This is a genomic window from Alteromonas sp. OM2203 (assembly GCF_048517045.1).
In the GTDB taxonomy this organism is placed as follows: Bacteria; Pseudomonadota; Gammaproteobacteria; order Enterobacterales; family Alteromonadaceae; genus Alteromonas; species Alteromonas gracilis.
The window spans coordinates 598,524-614,347 of the sequence record NZ_CP183209.1; the positions used below are offsets into that span (position 1 = coordinate 598,524).

At 44.8% G+C, this 15,824-nt stretch carries 13 protein-coding genes; 6 read left to right on the plus strand and 7 right to left on the minus strand.

All coding sequences use genetic code 11. The features are described from left to right. From ACM0P2_RS02710 to ACM0P2_RS02730, 5 genes are read left to right on the plus strand one after another with little or no spacing between them, the layout of a single operon-like run. Window positions 1-807: a sulfite exporter TauE/SafE family protein gene (locus tag ACM0P2_RS02710; protein ID WP_159119609.1), complete on the plus strand. Its 807-nt coding sequence runs from the start codon at window positions 1-3 to the stop codon at window positions 805-807. Window positions 808-811: 4 nt separating this feature from the next. Beyond that, a complete protein-coding gene (gene lgt, locus ACM0P2_RS02715) occupies window positions 812-1,615 on the plus strand; it encodes a prolipoprotein diacylglyceryl transferase (protein WP_159119608.1) in 804 nt (267 codons plus the stop codon). A gap of 18 nt (window positions 1,616-1,633) precedes the next feature. After that, window positions 1,634-2,467 (plus strand): thymidylate synthase, encoded by an 834-nt coding sequence (locus ACM0P2_RS02720; protein ID WP_120960985.1) that lies wholly within the window; start codon window positions 1,634-1,636, stop codon window positions 2,465-2,467. Window positions 2,468-2,476: 9 nt separating this feature from the next. Next, entirely contained in the window at window positions 2,477-3,544 is a 1,068-nt protein-coding gene (locus tag ACM0P2_RS02725; RefSeq protein ID WP_159119607.1) for a response regulator, read from the plus strand. Continuing rightward, the gene (locus ACM0P2_RS02730; RefSeq protein ID WP_159119606.1) at window positions 3,541-4,515 is read left to right on the plus strand and encodes a GGDEF domain-containing protein; all 975 of its coding nucleotides are present in this window, start codon (window positions 3,541-3,543) and stop codon (window positions 4,513-4,515) included. Before ACM0P2_RS02725 ends, ACM0P2_RS02730 begins: the two co-directional genes overlap by 4 nt. A 16-nt stretch (window positions 4,516-4,531) precedes the next feature. On the opposite strand, the gene ACM0P2_RS02735 is transcribed toward ACM0P2_RS02730, so the two are convergent. From ACM0P2_RS02735 to rapA, 6 genes are all read right to left on the minus strand, one after another. Next, window positions 4,532-6,718 (minus strand): response regulator, encoded by a 2,187-nt coding sequence (locus ACM0P2_RS02735; RefSeq protein WP_159119605.1) that lies wholly within the window; start codon window positions 6,716-6,718, stop codon window positions 4,532-4,534. A gap of 87 nt (window positions 6,719-6,805) precedes the next feature. After that, window positions 6,806-8,149, minus strand: coding sequence for an AmpG family muropeptide MFS transporter (locus ACM0P2_RS02740; RefSeq protein WP_419227263.1), 1,344 nt, complete (start codon window positions 8,147-8,149; stop codon window positions 6,806-6,808). 125 nt (window positions 8,150-8,274) lie between these two features. Next, on the minus strand, window positions 8,275-8,598 hold the full coding sequence (locus ACM0P2_RS02745) for a hypothetical protein (protein ID WP_159119603.1): 324 nt from the start codon (window positions 8,596-8,598) through the stop codon (window positions 8,275-8,277). Window positions 8,599-8,740: 142 nt separating this feature from the next. Beyond that, window positions 8,741-9,622, minus strand: coding sequence for a DUF3530 family protein (locus ACM0P2_RS02750; RefSeq protein WP_159119602.1), 882 nt, complete (start codon window positions 9,620-9,622; stop codon window positions 8,741-8,743). Between the two features lie 163 nt (window positions 9,623-9,785). Next, a complete protein-coding gene (gene rluA, locus ACM0P2_RS02755) occupies window positions 9,786-10,502 on the minus strand; it encodes a bifunctional tRNA pseudouridine(32) synthase/23S rRNA pseudouridine(746) synthase RluA (RefSeq protein ID WP_159119601.1) in 717 nt (238 codons plus the stop codon). Window positions 10,503-10,554: 52 nt separating this feature from the next. Continuing rightward, the gene (rapA, locus tag ACM0P2_RS02760) at window positions 10,555-13,398 is read right to left on the minus strand and encodes an RNA polymerase-associated protein RapA (protein WP_159119600.1); all 2,844 of its coding nucleotides are present in this window, start codon (window positions 13,396-13,398) and stop codon (window positions 10,555-10,557) included. Window positions 13,399-13,796: 398 nt separating this feature from the next. Here rapA and ACM0P2_RS02765 point away from each other — a divergent pair, with 398 nt between their 5' ends. Then, complete coding sequence (locus tag ACM0P2_RS02765) at window positions 13,797-13,988, plus strand: DUF4019 domain-containing protein (protein ID WP_236547153.1); 192 nt, start codon at window positions 13,797-13,799, stop codon at window positions 13,986-13,988. 1 nt (window position 13,989) lies between these two features. On the opposite strand, the gene ACM0P2_RS02770 is transcribed toward ACM0P2_RS02765, so the two are convergent. After that, window positions 13,990-15,387 carry a hypothetical protein gene (locus ACM0P2_RS02770; RefSeq protein WP_419227264.1) on the minus strand — a complete coding sequence of 466 codons (1,398 nt, stop codon included), beginning with the start codon at window positions 15,385-15,387 and terminating at the stop codon, window positions 13,990-13,992. Window positions 15,388-15,824 lie beyond the last annotated feature (437 nt).

The following is a 15,824-nucleotide window of genomic DNA, read 5'->3' on the forward strand; positions in this document are numbered from 1 at the left end:
ATGGACCCACTCGTTGTTATCATAGTCAGTTGTCTGATTCTAGGTTCCGTTGTTGGCATTCTCGCGGGAATGCTCGGCATTGGCGGTGGTCTTATTATCGTGCCTGCGCTGTCGTATTTGCTTATTCACTTTATGGGAATGACCACTGAAACCGTCATGCCTGTTGCTATTGCTACTTCGCTTTCAACCATTATTTTTACAGGCATGTCCTCGGCGCGCGCTCATTACAAACTCGGTAATATTCAACGTAGAGTGGTGCTTTACACGGGCTTGGGCATTGCCGTTGGCGCTATTATAGGCGCACAGGTGGCAAGTCATATATCCGGTGAGCTCCTAAAGGATATTTTTGCCGTACTAGTTATTTTAATTGCACTGCAAATGATATTCGGGAAACAAAAAGCGTCCGAAAACGAAGCGTCTAACGGCACCTTATCCTTCGTGGGTGGTGGCGCTGGTTTACTAAGTGCGTTGATGGGCATAGGTGGTGGTGCATTGCTGGTGCCTGCTCTAGTATGGTTTCGTGTTAATGTACGCGCAGCTATCGGCTGCGCCGCTTTTTGCGGCTTAGTTATTGCAGTTTTTGGAACCACTAGTTTTGTTATTGCAGGGTGGAATGCGATAGATGTACCAGAACACAGTTTGGGTTATGTTTATTTACCTGCCACAGCTGGTATTGTTGCTACCTCGATGTTCACCGCAAATATTGGCGCGAAGCTTGGACAGCGCGTGAACGTTCGCATATTGAAAGCGATGTTGGCATGCTTGCTGGTTCTCGTAAGTATTAGAATGATTTTAGGAATTGAATAAAGTAATGGAACAGAGCAGTTATCTGGTATTCCCCAGTATCGACCCCGTTATCTTCAGTATGGGCCCGTTAAGTGTTCGTTGGTACGGTCTAATGTACCTTGTGGGGTTTATCGCCGCCTATCTATTGGCACAAAAGCGCCTGTCACAAACGAATTGGAGTCGCGAGCAGCTAAGCGATTTACTTTTCTGGAGCTTTGTCGGCGTTATTTTAGGTGGCCGTATCGGTTACGTATTCTTTTATCAGTTTGGCATGTTCCTCGACGACCCGCTGTATCTTTTTAAGATTTGGGCTGGCGGTATGTCATTCCACGGTGGATTACTTGGAGTATTGGCGGCGCTGTTTTGGCGAGCGAAGTGTATGAACACGACTTTCCTGAGATTAGGGGACTTTGTTGCGCCACTTGTACCGATTGGGTTAGGTGCAGGGCGAATTGGAAACTTCCTTAACGCAGAGCTTTGGGGGCGCAGTACCGATGTGCCATGGGCGGTTATATTTCCGAATGCGGGTAATGTGCCTCGCCATCCCTCTCAGCTCTACGAGTTTGCGCTAGAGGGGGTTTTACTCTTTATTATTCTATGGCTTTATTCTGCTAAAAAGCGCCCAGTAGGGGCAGTCAGTGGTTTATTCTTATTAGGCTACGGAAGTTTCCGTTTTATCGTTGAGTTTTTCAGAGAACCCGACGCTCATATTGGCTTATATCAAATGGGCCTAAGCCAAGGACAACTTCTTTGTTTACCTATGATTGCTTTAGGAATAGGATTATTAGTACGCGCATATACGCGTGGAAAAGGCCGTGTTGAACAGTAAATAAGTATAAGAATAACGATGAAAGAATATCTCGCATTAATGCGCCATGTACGTGATACGGGTGTGAAAAAGGAAGATCGAACTGGTACGGGTACGTTAAGTGTATTTGGCTATCAGATGCGATTTAACCTCCAAGAAGGTTTTCCGTTGGTGACCACGAAGAAGTGCCACCTTAAATCAATTATTCATGAGCTGCTTTGGTTTCTAAAAGGCGAGACTAATATCGCCTATTTAAAAGAACACGGCGTGAAAATATGGGATGAGTGGGCAACTGATGAGGGTGAACTTGGCCCTATTTATGGCCACCAGTGGCGCAGTTGGGATCGGGGCGATGGCACATCGGTAGATCAAATCGCAGAAGTGGTAGAGCAAATCAAAACCAACCCTGACTCTCGACGTCTTATCGTGAGCGGGTGGAATCCAGCGGTTTTGCCAGACACCAATTATTCTCCAAAAGAAAATGCGGCAATGGGTAAACAGGCTTTGCCCCCTTGTCACACGCTGTTCCAGTTCTACGTGCTTGACGGAAAGCTAAGCTGCCAGCTGTATCAACGCAGCGGCGACATTTTCTTGGGCGTGCCATTTAATATTGCAAGTTATGCACTTCTCACCATGATGATTGCCCAAGTTTGCGATCTGGAGCCGGGTGATTTCATACATACACTGGGTGATGCGCACTTGTACTCAAATCACCTTGAACAGGTGGAGCTGCAGCTTAGCCGCGAGCCGTTTGCGCGTCCCACAATGGAAATAAACCCGGAAGTTAAAGACATCTTTGGGTTTTCTTTTGACGACTTCACGCTTAAAAACTACCAGTCACATCCACACATCAAAGCCCCCGTCGCAGTTTAAGGAGTTACCATGAGTACTCCAATATTGATTTGCGACGACTCGGGTTTCGCAAGGCGTCAAATGGCGCGTAGTTTGCCTGATAATTGGGATGTAGATGTTTCTTTTGCTGAAAATGGCGAACAGGCGCTAACGCTTATTCGAGAAGGCAAAGGAGATGTAGTTTTTTTAGATCTCAATATGCCGGTTATGGATGGCTATCAAACAATGGAAGCTATCCGTAAGTTCGACTTACCGTGTTTGGTAATCGTTGTGTCGGGTGATGTGCAGGCACAAGCACGAGAAAAAATGCTGGCGCTTGGTGCATTAGATTTTATCAGAAAGCCCATCGACAACGAAAAGCTGAGCCAAATATTATCGTCTTACGGTATCTACAGTGGTGAAGGTCATTCGTCAGGTGCTCGTTTAAACACAGTGCAAAAAAATGATGCGCCTCATACACGAGATGAACCGACAAGCAACGAAGATAAATTAGACGCATGTCGGGAAATGGTGAACATCGCTATGGGGCGAGCAGGGGAAAACCTCGCTGAGCTACTGGGGGAATTCATTGATTTACCTATCCCGAATGTAAACCTCATAGAGAGTAACGAACTCTCTATGGCGGTGGCTGAGATAAATCGAAACGAAAGCGTGTCAGCGGTTTCTAAGGGATTTATCAGCGAGGGCATAAGTGGTGAAGCACTGGTGATCTTCAATGACACCAACTCTCAAAATATCGTTGACCTACTAAAATACCCGCCGTCAGCGTCGTCTGACAAGTTAGCGTTAGAAGCGCTTATGGACGTGTCTAATATCCTTATAGGTGCCTGCTTGAACGGCCTGTCTGAACAATTAAGCGTAGCATTCAGTCACACTCACCCAGTGTTGCTTGGTCAACATCAAGGTTTGTCAGCGTTGTTGAGTGATAATGTGCATCGGTGGGGTAAGCTAATGGCCATAGAGATTGGCTATGCTATTAAAGCAAGAGATATCTCGTTTGATTTACTGCTGCTATTTCCCGGAGATGCCATGAATCACGTTTACGAACGCTTATTAAGTGATGAAATGGACACTAACGGTGGTAAGGAGAGTCTATGAATGCTTCAACAAGAACGTTGACCCAGAACACGGAAGGTACGGCTTCTCAGGTGCCCCTGGAATTACTTGATTCCATAGAGGTCGGAATTGCGGTACTTGACCGTAATTTTACAGTACAAGTGTGGAACAAGTTTTTAGAAAACCACAGCGCTAAAAAAGCACAGACAGTCATTGGCGGCAGCATTTTTTCTCATTTTTCTGAGATAGATGAGGCATGGCTGAGAACGAAAATCGACCCGGTCTTCAATTTGAAAAGCCCTGTCTTCATCATATGGGAGCAGCGCCCTTTCTTATTCAAGTTTACCTGTAATCGCCCCGTTACATGCGCCGCTGAGTTTATGTACCAAAACGTAACCATTTTTCCTATTGTAGAAAATAATGGCCGAGTTGAACGCTTTTGTATGCTTGTATACGATGTAACTGAGCAAGCGTTAGGCAAGTTGGGTATGGAGCACCTTAACGAAGAGATGAAAACAGCGAGTCGCGTCGATGGCCTCACCGGGCTTTTTAACCGTCGCTATTGGCAAGAACGCTTTGACGAGATGTATAAGCTGTGTGTTCGTAGAGGTAAACCAAGTACAGCGCTTATGTTGGATATCGATCACTTTAAGCGCATTAACGATACTTACGGTCATCAAGCCGGTGATAAAGTCATTCAAATGCTTGCAGCGCTAATAAAGCGTTGTGTAAGGGAAACCGATTTAGCAGGACGATATGGCGGGGAAGAGTTTGCAATCATATTGAATGATTCCACTGTAGAAGATGCAAGAGCTGTTGCAGAGCGAATTCGCCAACTGGCACAGCGTTTAACGGTTGAGCACGAAGGAGAGTCGATAAGTTTCACTGTTAGTCTTGGCCTTGCTCAATTCTCTGCAGACTTTAAAAGTGCGATGGCCTGGTTAGAATGTTCAGACCAAGCGCTTTATAAAGCAAAAGAAAGCGGCCGAAACCAATACTGTATTTACGAGTAAAACCGGCTCAGCTTTGTTAAAGTGCCAAGCGAAGCGTATTTTTAAGCTCTTGAAAGGTTATGGGTTTTACAAGATGGTAACGAATACCCGAACGTAAAGAGGCTTCTTTATCGTCGCGATGTGCATTTGCTGTTAATGCGATGACAGGAAGGTCAGGACGGCCTTCCTTCAGTATTTTCGCAACCTCCAAACCGCTAATGTCTGGCAGGTTAATATCGAGTAAAACACAGTCAAAGGCGGACTCATTGGCTCTGCTAATAGCATCATCGCCCGTGTAACTTACAGTCACTTCGTGCCCCATACATTGAAGCATGTATTCGACCAATTCAGCATTTATAGGCTCATCTTCAACAACTAATATTCGAGCCTTTTTATCATCGGGCACTGCATTTTTGCTATTTGTGGTTAGATGACGAAGCGCATCGACAAACCTGTTTCGGTCGATTGGTTTTACAAAGCCTTGGTAGACTGGGAGTTCGCTAGTAGCGATGATATTTGCAATATCCGGTGTGGCTGATAATACGATTATGGGCGGAACCCTTTCTCTATATATCGCCCGTAACGTTCTTACCAGTTCAAGGCCATTCATCCCAGGCATATAAAGGTCGACAATAATTCCGGAGAACTGCAATATTTCATCGTGAAGGTTTAAAAGGTTTGCACCCGATGAAAAAGTACGTGCCGTAAAACCCTCAGAGGTAATAATAGATTGTAAATGTAGCCGTGAGATTTCGAGATCATCAACTACCGCAAACTTGGCGTTAGACGTGTTTTCCACTGCTGGCTGTTTAATTTCGACAGGGTTAAGGGGGATAAAAATCTTAAACTCGGAACCTACGCCTACTGTGCTTGAAACTTCTATATCCCCACCAAGTTTAGCGATGCATTTGCTTGCAATAGATAGCCCAATACCTGCGCCAGGATAACGCCGAACGTTGGCATGTTCGCCGCGATAGAACCTCTCAAACATGCGTTTCTGAATGACATCATCAATGCCTATTCCCGTATCGCTTATAACGACGACTAGGAATATTTCTCGTTTTTTCACTTGGGTTGTAATGGCAACATCAATTAGCCCATTGGTCGTAAACTTCACTGCGTTATCAAGTATGTTGGTTATCACCTTAGAAATAGCAATAGGATCCGTATTTACATACTGGGGCACACTGTGACTGCAGTGCATATTAAATTCGATTTTCTTGTCTTTTACTTGGACTGAAAAAGGTGAAATACATTCATCAAGCAGGCTTATTAAGTCAATTTTGGTTAATTGAAGGTTATCGTCGGCTTTAGTCGCAAGAACCTCAGTTAGATTATTCGTAAGGTTAAGTAGTCGATAGCTGGACTGCTCTGCCTGCTGAATTAAATGCGAACGCTTAGACTCCATGTTCGGAATAAGCTCAAGTGCACTTATTATTGCGCTTATCGGTGCGCGAAACTCATGGCTAATAAGCTGCAAAAATGCTTTATTTTGCATCTCGGAATCATCGTTTATTGGGGTCACCCTTAACTTTGACTTACTAAACTTATGGCTACCACTACGTGTATGTCTTTTGTAGATTAACCAAGCCACAAAGTACCATAATGACAGCGCTAGAACGCCGACGATGAGGGTAAGATAGAAGCGACTGTAAAGGCCTTGTAATTCATTGAAGTTAGCGCTTTCGCGGTCTTGGATGAGCGTCATCAGAGGAAGTAGGGTCAATTCACTTGTGTCGTAACGTGCTGCTATATTCGGCGGGCTCTTCACGAGAGTGTGTACCAGATTGAGTACATCGACAGCCTTTTGCTCGCTTGGTTCATTACCTAAATTACGGGATATTGTTGAAAAGGTATCCTCATCCAAGATACGGCCTGCTTCGGAGATACCCAGTTCGGTCTCAAAGAAAAGACGTAAGTTCTGATGGGCTACGCTTATCGGTAGTTTAAGATTATTAAACGATGCCGTTGCAGTAGGGGAGTCAGCGAAGTGACGGAGATTGTAGCGGTTGATGTGCTGCTCAGCAGCAAGAATGTCAGCTTCAATAGCGTGCCCTTTTGTTAGGCTCGCTACGATGCGCTCCTCTTGGTTAACGAGACTTATCAAAAAGATAACGGTTATCAGCGCAATAAGCCCTGCGATGAAGTTTACTTTTAGTAAAGTAAACTTCAGGACTTTCACTAATGGTTTGCTCTTTACATGGTCAACCTTGGCTGCACTCAATATTCTTCCTTGGTAGCTAGTTTTAAAACTACACCTTTATTTTAAATGTAGATAACACTCGTGAACTTGCAAGGCAATAAGATTAAATTATCCTCTTTCAACCCGGTTGATATGGTGACGAATAGCGTACAAAAAGCAGAGGCTTGGGACTACCATTGCGGCAGTTAGAACAAAAAATAAGCTCCAGTCACCGTGCAAACTGTCTACGACTACACCACTGCTAGAGGCAACCAACGTTCGCCCTGCAACGCTCAGCGATGCCATTAGTGCATATTGTGTAGCGCTAAAAGCCCGGTTACATAACAGCGATATAAAAGCGACCATCGCAACCGTGCTCCACGCGCCCGTAAAGCCGTCAACGATTACAGTTACCGCTAGTAGAGAAGTAGAGGGACCTGTTTGCGCAATAAGCGCAAAGAGAAGGTTTGACGCCGCCATTGCCACACCGGCAGTCATGAGCCCTCGGTATATGCCATAGCGAATATTAACAAGGCCACCTAATAGAGAAAAAATAATCGTTACCCACCAGTTGAGGAGTTTTGAATATGTCGCGATATCGCTGTTAGAGAAGCCAATTTCTTTATAAAAAACGATACTCATTCGACCAAGAAAGGCCTCGCCGATTTTGAATAGAAAAATAAAAAGTAAAAAAGATGCTGCGAGCTTAACGCCATTACGAGTAAAAAATTCCGAAAATGGGGTGACAAGTGTAGTTCTAACCCAGTAAACAACGGGAGAGCTATTCGTCTTGTGAGTGATTTTTTGAAGCAAGGCTTCCCTGTCAATGAGAGGTTCATTGGCTATTAGGGTTGCGCACATTAATAACGCCATAATTGCCGCTAACAGCAGGTAGATATCAGGCCAAGACCAGGCGGTTAAATCGGCAAGAAAAAATGGAATTGCGCCAAGCCCGCCATAGCCAGTCCACCACCCAGCCGTTGCCATCGAAGACGCTGCAGACAACCCATCCTTGTCGTCTTTATCTATGCAATCGATACGGAAGCCGTCAATGGCGATGTCCTGCGTAGCAGACGCAATAGCGATCAGTAAGCCTACAAACGCGACATAGTACAAATCGTAAGTTGCAGTTAGTTGAGACATACCTAGGCACAAAAGCACAATGCATAACTGCATCGCGAAAATCCAGCCTTTGCGTTGACCTAAAAGAGGCGGCTTAACCTTGTCGACTAGGGGAGACCATAAGAAATTAAAAGAGTAAGTGGCAAAAATAATTCCAAAGAGTCCTATGGTGGAACGAGAGAGCCCCTCATCTTTTAACCAGGCTGAAAGTACTGAGCTAATCATTATCCATGGAAAGCCACTGGAAATACCAAACAGAAAAATATTCAGATAGCGCTTGTCATTGAAAGTCTTTAAAGCGGTTAGCAAAACTTCAGCCCTGGGAAGTAACTCAAAAGCGTATTGAGCCATGAACCACATTGTTTAGCAACAATACTTGCCTAATAACACGTAGCGATAACAGGCTAAAGGGAGCGGTATATGAGTAGAGAGCAACGTATCTTGTGGGTTTGAGAAAAACCACAACGGGAACGGTGTTAAGGACGAACACCCACACAGTCAAGTGGACAGTGCCCTAAACCTTCCAAGAAATTGACGCAGTTTGTAAGCTCGTCAACAAGAAAACGATCTTGTCTAAGCTTATCTTCATTCCAATAATGTACTTGATGCAGTAAATGCCAAAAAACGCGTTCCTTTTGAGTGTAGGGCTGGGTTAACGTAAATTCAATTTGACCCCATTCCTCCATGCTATCCCAAAAAAATAGCTCCAACTCCTCAATAGGAAGCTCATCTTGCCAAAATGCTCTCAAATAGAAACATAGCTGTTTCGCTTTGTTATCTACAAATTCCTGAACACTCACAAGTAACTCAACCGCCTTTGTTTACTAAATTAAAGTATAGTCCAATTCGCAATTTTCACTCGCTAAGCTAATTGATAATTTGCCTTATTAACCTAGGTGTCTGTTTTGGGTGAATATTTAGACTAGGCTGAAGACGAGAGAATTACCAGCCCAAATGACGTGTCCAACCAATGGTGTTATTTGCAATTATCTGAATTTGCGGGTTTTTTTGAGTTTCCTTTATACTAAAGGCTAAAAAACTGCTGGGGATCGTTATTTGTCTGTAGTGTATTTTAAGTTCATTTTTTGCTCTTATTTTCCTTTTCAATGTTGTACTTGCTTCCCAATCGTTAAACGCGCTAAGTGATAAATCTAAAACCGGATATTCCGCTTTTGCCATGGTATTAATAAGCAGGTTATTCGTCGTATCTTCAGGCCAAAATGGTGAGATTGCGATGAAGGTGTCAGGATGTAAATTAGGTTGTAGCTCTGCCGCCGAGAAATAGGTCGCGGCAAGCATGCCTTGCGCAATCACCATGCGATAGCCAGAGCGGTTCTGTAAATAATTATTCAATGCGTTGACCTGCAAGGTTAGTGCAGACGTAGCTGTTTCGAAATTAAGGTATTGAGTAAGTTGATTACTTCTTGGATGTATTGCTTCGTCAGCTTGATTGTTTTGTGCTGCATCATCTTCTGGTGTGCTAGCGGCTGCCTCATCTGCTGAAGGCGTAGGGGCTAGAGGCAAGTTTACGGGGCTAATTACTACGTGCCATCCTTTTTCAGCGAGCAAGTCGGCAAGGCTGTTGCCCTCTGCGAGTGTAAGGCTTGAGGGAAAAGGCTCGGTAAAGATAATCGCAGTACCAAGAGATAAAGGGGTTTTTGCCTCTACCTCAATAACGGGGGCCTCTGCCTCACCGACCATTATTGATTTAACTTCCCCTGGAAGATAAGCATTGCTCACATCATTGAAAAAGTCGCCGTAAGCTATCACAGGGAACATAGACACCATGACAAAAAAATATAAGGTGATGGATTTCCTGTTCATATAAGCGTGCTATGCCTTTTCATTCTCTCAACGATGATATCTTCGATACTGTGAAACAACGAGATATTACAATTCTATAGTTTATCGGCAAATAAAATGAAAACTATAGGGGGCCGAATATAATGAACTAGGTTGTCGGTTTGGTGTTTCACAAACAACGAGCCTATTGTGTTTCAACTGAAAGCGAACTGGGACGATGCTGACTAAAGGGAATTGGTGTTTGAAAATGAAGCCATTGGCCCTGTGTAGGGTGACAGAAACTTAAGCTTTCCGCATGAAGCTGCAAACGAGGCGCCATAGCAAGTGCCTCGTCGTGAGCATAAAGCCTGTCTCCCAAAATTGGATGCCCTAAGGCAAGCATATGTACTCGTAATTGATGTGAGCGCCCTGTGATAGGATAAAGCGCCACCAAAGAGTAAGGGCAGCCATTTTCATCCACAGTTCGCTCTACCGCCTCAAAACGGGTCATCGCTTTTTTGCCGCGCTCAAAGTCGACCATTTGCTTTGGCCTATTAGGCCAATCGCAAATAAGCGGCAGATCAACGTCACCTGTATCGGCTTCAATATGGCCGTGGACACGAGCAAAATAGCGCTTTTTGGTTTGCCTTAATTCGAACTGCTTTGAAATGTGACGATGGCTCTCTTTAGTAAGCGCCAATACCAGTATACCCGAGGTCGCCATGTCCAGCCTGTGGACCACAGTTGCGGTAGGGTATACACGGTTTACTCGACTAATAAGCGAATCGCGATGCTCTAACGCTTTACCCGGCACGCTCAAAAGTCCACTCGGTTTATGCATTACCACCATATCCTCATCCTGATACAAAATATCAAGATAAGGCGTCATAGGTGGGTTATAAACAAAGCTCGGGTTTGCCATTATTTTCTCATTACTTGACGCGTCACTAAGGCGTTTAGCGCGACGCGTTATATTATGGGTTATTAACGACTATGCGCAGCGCGTCTAGCTCAACATCTGCTTCTTGAATAACTTTATCCAGCGCATTCATTTGCGTTTCAATAAATTCAATTTCACTGTCACGAACAGCAGGATTACGTTTTTGAAGGTCGCGCAATCGCTGTATTTCTTCGTTTAGTGTGTTGTGCATGTTGTTAAGCGCATCATGTTGCTTTTGATTTGCCTGCTGATGTGCAAGCTTTCGCGCTTTCTCAATAGCTAATTCTAGGGGCTGTTGCAGTGCTTTTAAAAGCTGCGCCGAGATTTTGCGACCAATTTTACGCTTAACATCAAAGCTTAGATCTGAAGGATTTCCTTGCGCATCTAAACATACGCGCACTGGCGTTTGTGGCAAGAAACGACCAAGCTGCAATGCTTTGGGGGCTTGTGCCTGAAGTACGAATAACGCTTCTATCCAATAGGCGCCTTTAGGCAGAGACGGCTCTGCAATAAAGCCCATACTGCTTTTTCCATGTACATCAGTAAGTACGACATCTATGGCAGTATGAACAAGCGGGTGGTCCCAGCTTAAAAACTGAACGTTTTCTAGGGTGGTGGCAATGCGGCGTTTGTAGGTGACTGTCATGCCTTCTGGATCTAAGCCTGGGAGCTGGCTTACCATAGACTCCGTTGGCATAAGAATAAAACAGTCGTTACCTTTTTCGTCTTGCTGTACGCCAATAGCATCAAATACACGGCCCATAAAACGGGAGAGATCTTGCTCTGTATCTAATGCAATAATGTCCTCAAGCAGTTGCTCTACACGTCCCTCGCCAGAGGCATTTAGCTCTAGAAGACGGTCCCGTCCGGCTTCAAGCTGGGCGACGAGTTGACTATTTAGCGTAATACTCATGCTCACCAGCTCATCTCGCGCACTCATATCGTCAGGATGTAAACACGCGCCAATTAGCAGAGGTTTAACATCATCAAATACGCCAGAACCGGTAGGGCAGGTCTTCTCAAAGGCATTAAGCCCTTCGTGATACCAGTCTAGTAATACGTGCTGTGCGGTTTTTGCTAAATACGGCACGTGGATTTGTACCGTTTGTGTTTGGCCAATGCGATCAAGACGACCAATTCGCTGTTCAAGTAAATCTGGCGTTATTGGTAAATCAAATAACACCAAGTGATGAGCAAACTGGAAATTACGGCCTTCACTGCCAATCTCGCTACATAATAAAATTTGTGCACCGTCTTCTTCATCCGCGAAGTAATGCGCTGCTTTATCGCGCTCAACAATGCTCATGCCTTCGTGAAATACGCTATGGCGAATACCGGTTTGGGTGCGAATTACCTCGCCAAGCTCTTGTGCAGTGCGAGCGCTGGCGCAAATAAGCAGAATTTTTTCTGGCTTAACGCTTTGCATGAAATCAAGCAGCCATTCAACGCGAGGGTCGAGTTTAGTCCAGCTGTTCACTACGCTTGCCATGCGTTCTGGGTATAGTGAATAGGTTAGGTCACCGCCACTAACCGCGTCTGAATAAACGTCGGGTAAAGCAAGCTCATAGGCGTTTAATTTACGTATCGGAAACCCTTCAATATTGGCTCGGCGGTTTCTAAACAGCATCCGCCCTGTACCATGGCAATCGATCAGTTGATGTAGTAACGCATGACGGCTTTCTGATGTGCTTAGATCGCCAGCATGCGCCATTACATCTGGTGCGAATTCATTGAGTTTACTGCGTTGTTTATCATTGGGTTCGGCGTCAGAGAGTAAAGGCGCTACTGCGTCGGCTAATTGGCTGTATTTTGACTCTTCTTCTAAGAAAGCGTCGTAGCTGTGAAAACGCGCTGGGTCTAATAAGCGCAAGCGAGCAAAGTGGCTTTCGTGGCCAAGCTGATCAGGCGTCGCGGTCAGTAACAGCACACCAGGTGTCTGGTTAGCAAGCGCTTCTACACACTGATACTCTTCAGATGGCGCTTCGCTAGACCAAGCAAGGTGGTGGGCTTCATCAACCACCATTAAATCCCACGTTGCAGCTTGAATTTGCTGCTGACGCTTTTTATTTTTGCTTAAGAAGTCGATACTACAAAGCACAAGCTGGTCGTTTTCAAAAGGATTTACCTCGCCATCATCAGAAGCTTCACTTTCCTCAATTGCTTCACAGCGATCTTCATCATAAATAGCGAAAGGAAGATTTACGCGACGGAGCATTTCCACTAACCATTGATGCACTAGTGAGTCAGGAACCAATATAAGTACTCGACTTGCACGGCCGGTCTTAAGTTGCTGATGAATGATCAGTGCGGCTTCAATGGTTTTACCTAGGCCTACTTCATCGGCAAGCAATACACGAGGCGCGTGCCTACCGCCTACTTCTGCGGCGATGTGAAGCTGGTGGGGAATTAAGGAGATACGTGCACCGGCAAGGCCGATAGTGCTAGAGCGAAGGTAATCATATTGGTGATCAAGCGCGCGCTCACGCAAGTCAAACCATTTTGGATTGTCTAGTTGCTGACTGAACAAACGCTTTTCAGGTTGGTTTAAGCGAATGTGGCTGTCTAACATCGTCTCAGGTAAACGTGCTTGCGCTTTCGTGTCTTCGCGAAGCCCGTGATAAACGAATAACCCCTGACTTTCTTCTTTTTCGGTAATGGTCATTTCCCAGCCGTCCTGGCTTTTTACCGTTTCGCCAATTTCAAATATCAGTCGTGTTAGCGGCGCATCTTGCTTGGTGTATTTTCGCGCTTCGCCCGTTGCTGGATATAGCACTTCAACCGAACGGAAATCGCTACCAATCACGACTCCTAACCCCAGTTCTATTTCTGTATTACTTAACCAGCGTTGACCAACTGAAAATTGACTATCTGAACTCATAAATTACCAACCTATATTTCGGGGGGCGGTATTGTACGCATTGCGTTGTGATAAGTCATTAATACTAGCTCATTTGATTTACAGTTGCAGGTGGGAGGCGTAATTGGGTACCGATGCCTCTGCATAAACAAGACGATTAGCACTAGAGGGTCTTCATTACTTCACAACGAAAATGCTGGTAGAAAAAGAACGTTAACGTGCGCATCAGGCTTGCTTTGTCACAGGGTTGGCGTAAAACTGTCGTATTACTGACCATGGATATTTCTTACTGTCAATCGCGTTACGTTTTTAACTTATGTGAAGCGCAGCTAACAGGAGGAAGCGCGAGATGGATATGAAAGTAGACAGTCAAAAGCTTATACAACTTCGCAATGCTAAGGCACGGAGTCAGGGAGCCTTTGGAAGCAGCCAAATCGAGGGAAATTGCGTTAGCACAAGCGCCAACTTCACTGCCGGGATTGCCTAAAGGAAACTATCTGATTTTGTCTTTCACCACTGACTTTGATTCAAAAACCACTATGAAAGTAGAGACCCTTTCTATGGTGGAAGTTGATGGCGAATATAAAGCAATAGGCTACTTCATTAAGTAGCCTACTCAGGAAATTGGTACAAAGTTTCAATCCCTTGAATGGCTTTTAAAGCATCATCGCTCGTTGCATTGTTGATGGCTTTTATAAGTTCAGGTGCATTGTACGGTTCTAGCAGGGTTAAGAACGTCGCTGTGCCAGGCGGCATGCCACTATGCACCGCTTTTTGCAGTCGTTTCCATACGGTGAAAAGCGACTCCTCACCTAGCGTCTTTTGCTGCACCACGCTATCAATGGCGCGGTGCATTATCATTCCGCAAGAATAATAGAGATTGAACTGTCCGTTTTTATAAGCATGAGCCAGCGTAGTCTGCGCCAGCCCTTCAGTACAGCTCTCGAAAGCGCGGGTCATTCGGCTTTCAACATAGCTATTGGCGTCTTCGTAGAGGAAGTTCATGGCGATTGCCGCAAAGTAGTCGGCGCTACCCTCGTGCAGCCAAGACTGCTCCTTGTTTTCTGATACACCTTCGGTACTGCCAGGCTGATAAAAATGTGCGACTTCGTGAGCAAAGAACCAAAGTGTTTGGTTAACAAAGCTGCTGTTATTGGCCTGCTCATTTAAGTCTTGTCTGTTCCAATGCATAAATATCTGGTTAGGTAGTGTGCCGCCTTGTGTGGAGTGAGCATCTATGTTTGCGTAAGAGGCAAGTAACATAGGCTTTTCGCCCTTAAGCGGATTAAGAGAATGGGAGAAAAACGCCATCATGTTGGGTATGTCTTCTTCTAGCGAAACTTTAATACTTTTAGGAAGCCCGGGGTCAATTAGGGCAACCACATCATCGGTAATAATTGGCTGTTGCCTACCCACATACACAACTCTTCCGTCATTGTTATCTGTCCACGACACGCTGCTTTTCACTACTTTGCCATTCAACACTATGTGCTCATCACTGGGAACATTGAGTGTCAGATGCCATTTATTATCTTCTTCAGAACAGGCATTAGCACATGCAAACAATCGCCCAGAGTGAAAGGCATTTCCACCATCAGAAAATGGAGAAAATGGTGCGTAATCTTTACCCAAATGTTTATAGGTGGGCGTCATTAAAAATGACACGGTAGAGAGGGACTTGCCTGACTTAGAGCGCACAAGTTCTTGGTGTTTGGCGTCATCAAAGACGATTTCTATGTCGCTATCTTGCGCGAACCAACGTGTTGTTCTTGATGTATCCGGGTTTCTAACAAAAGCCAGCGTTTTGGCTGGCGTAGTCAATGTGTAAGTAACTACCCATTTTTCAGACGTGTCAGCCGTGCTTTTCTCAACGTTGATTAGAATGTTAGAAGAGGAAGAATCATTGTGTCCTTGGCTATTCGCCCATGCTATTTCAACGTTAAAGCACGCCAGTAGTGCTAACGATATGCTTATGGCCGTTTTTATTTTTGTGATGTTAAGCCAATTCATAGCTGACCTTTCCCTGAGTGTTATTAATTTAAACGCATCCACTTTATTGAGGTGTTGTGGCATTGGGTTAGCACCCGTGCTTAATTCACCGCTTCATCAAATACACCTTAGCCTATTTGGGTATTAAAAACACAGCTAAAACTGCGCTAACTGTAGTTAAAGTGTGAGCATTTGTTACGAACCAAGTATGCCAGTTTCATCTTTCATTCAGAACTGGAGCGCTGTGCTATCTCATATAACGTGATGGGACTGTTCTTCGCATCTCACTTGCTCTAACGAAAAATAAAAAAGAAAAAACAGTGCTAAATCTTAAAAACTGGATTATGGTGGAATTAAGGGTTCGCGAGTTTAACAAACGAACCTTTGAGGCAGAAAGTGAAGTACTGCTTCTCAGTCGACGCGAGTAGGGGAAGAAGTCCTGTTTCGAGCGGCATTCT

Excerpts from the sequence above, each read along its gene's own strand:
- ACM0P2_RS02740 (WP_419227263.1), bottom strand. The coding sequence starts at position 8,149 with ATGGCTCAATACGCTTTTGAGTTACTTCCCAGGGCTGAAGTTTTGCTA.
- ACM0P2_RS02710 (WP_159119609.1), top strand. The coding sequence starts at position 1 with ATGGACCCACTCGTTGTTATCATAGTCAGTTGTCTGATTCTAGGTTCC.
- ACM0P2_RS02750 (WP_159119602.1), bottom strand. The coding sequence starts at position 9,622 with ATGAACAGGAAATCCATCACCTTATATTTTTTTGTCATGGTGTCTATG.
- ACM0P2_RS02725 (WP_159119607.1), top strand. The coding sequence starts at position 2,477 with ATGAGTACTCCAATATTGATTTGCGACGACTCGGGTTTCGCAAGGCGT.
- ACM0P2_RS02730 (WP_159119606.1), top strand. The coding sequence starts at position 3,541 with ATGAATGCTTCAACAAGAACGTTGACCCAGAACACGGAAGGTACGGCT.
- ACM0P2_RS02720 (WP_120960985.1), top strand. The coding sequence starts at position 1,634 with ATGAAAGAATATCTCGCATTAATGCGCCATGTACGTGATACGGGTGTG.
- rapA (WP_159119600.1), bottom strand. The coding sequence starts at position 13,398 with ATGAGTTCAGATAGTCAATTTTCAGTTGGTCAACGCTGGTTAAGTAAT.
- lgt (WP_159119608.1), top strand. The coding sequence starts at position 812 with ATGGAACAGAGCAGTTATCTGGTATTCCCCAGTATCGACCCCGTTATC.
- rluA (WP_159119601.1), bottom strand. The coding sequence starts at position 10,502 with ATGGCAAACCCGAGCTTTGTTTATAACCCACCTATGACGCCTTATCTT.
- ACM0P2_RS02770 (WP_419227264.1), bottom strand. The coding sequence starts at position 15,387 with ATGAATTGGCTTAACATCACAAAAATAAAAACGGCCATAAGCATATCG.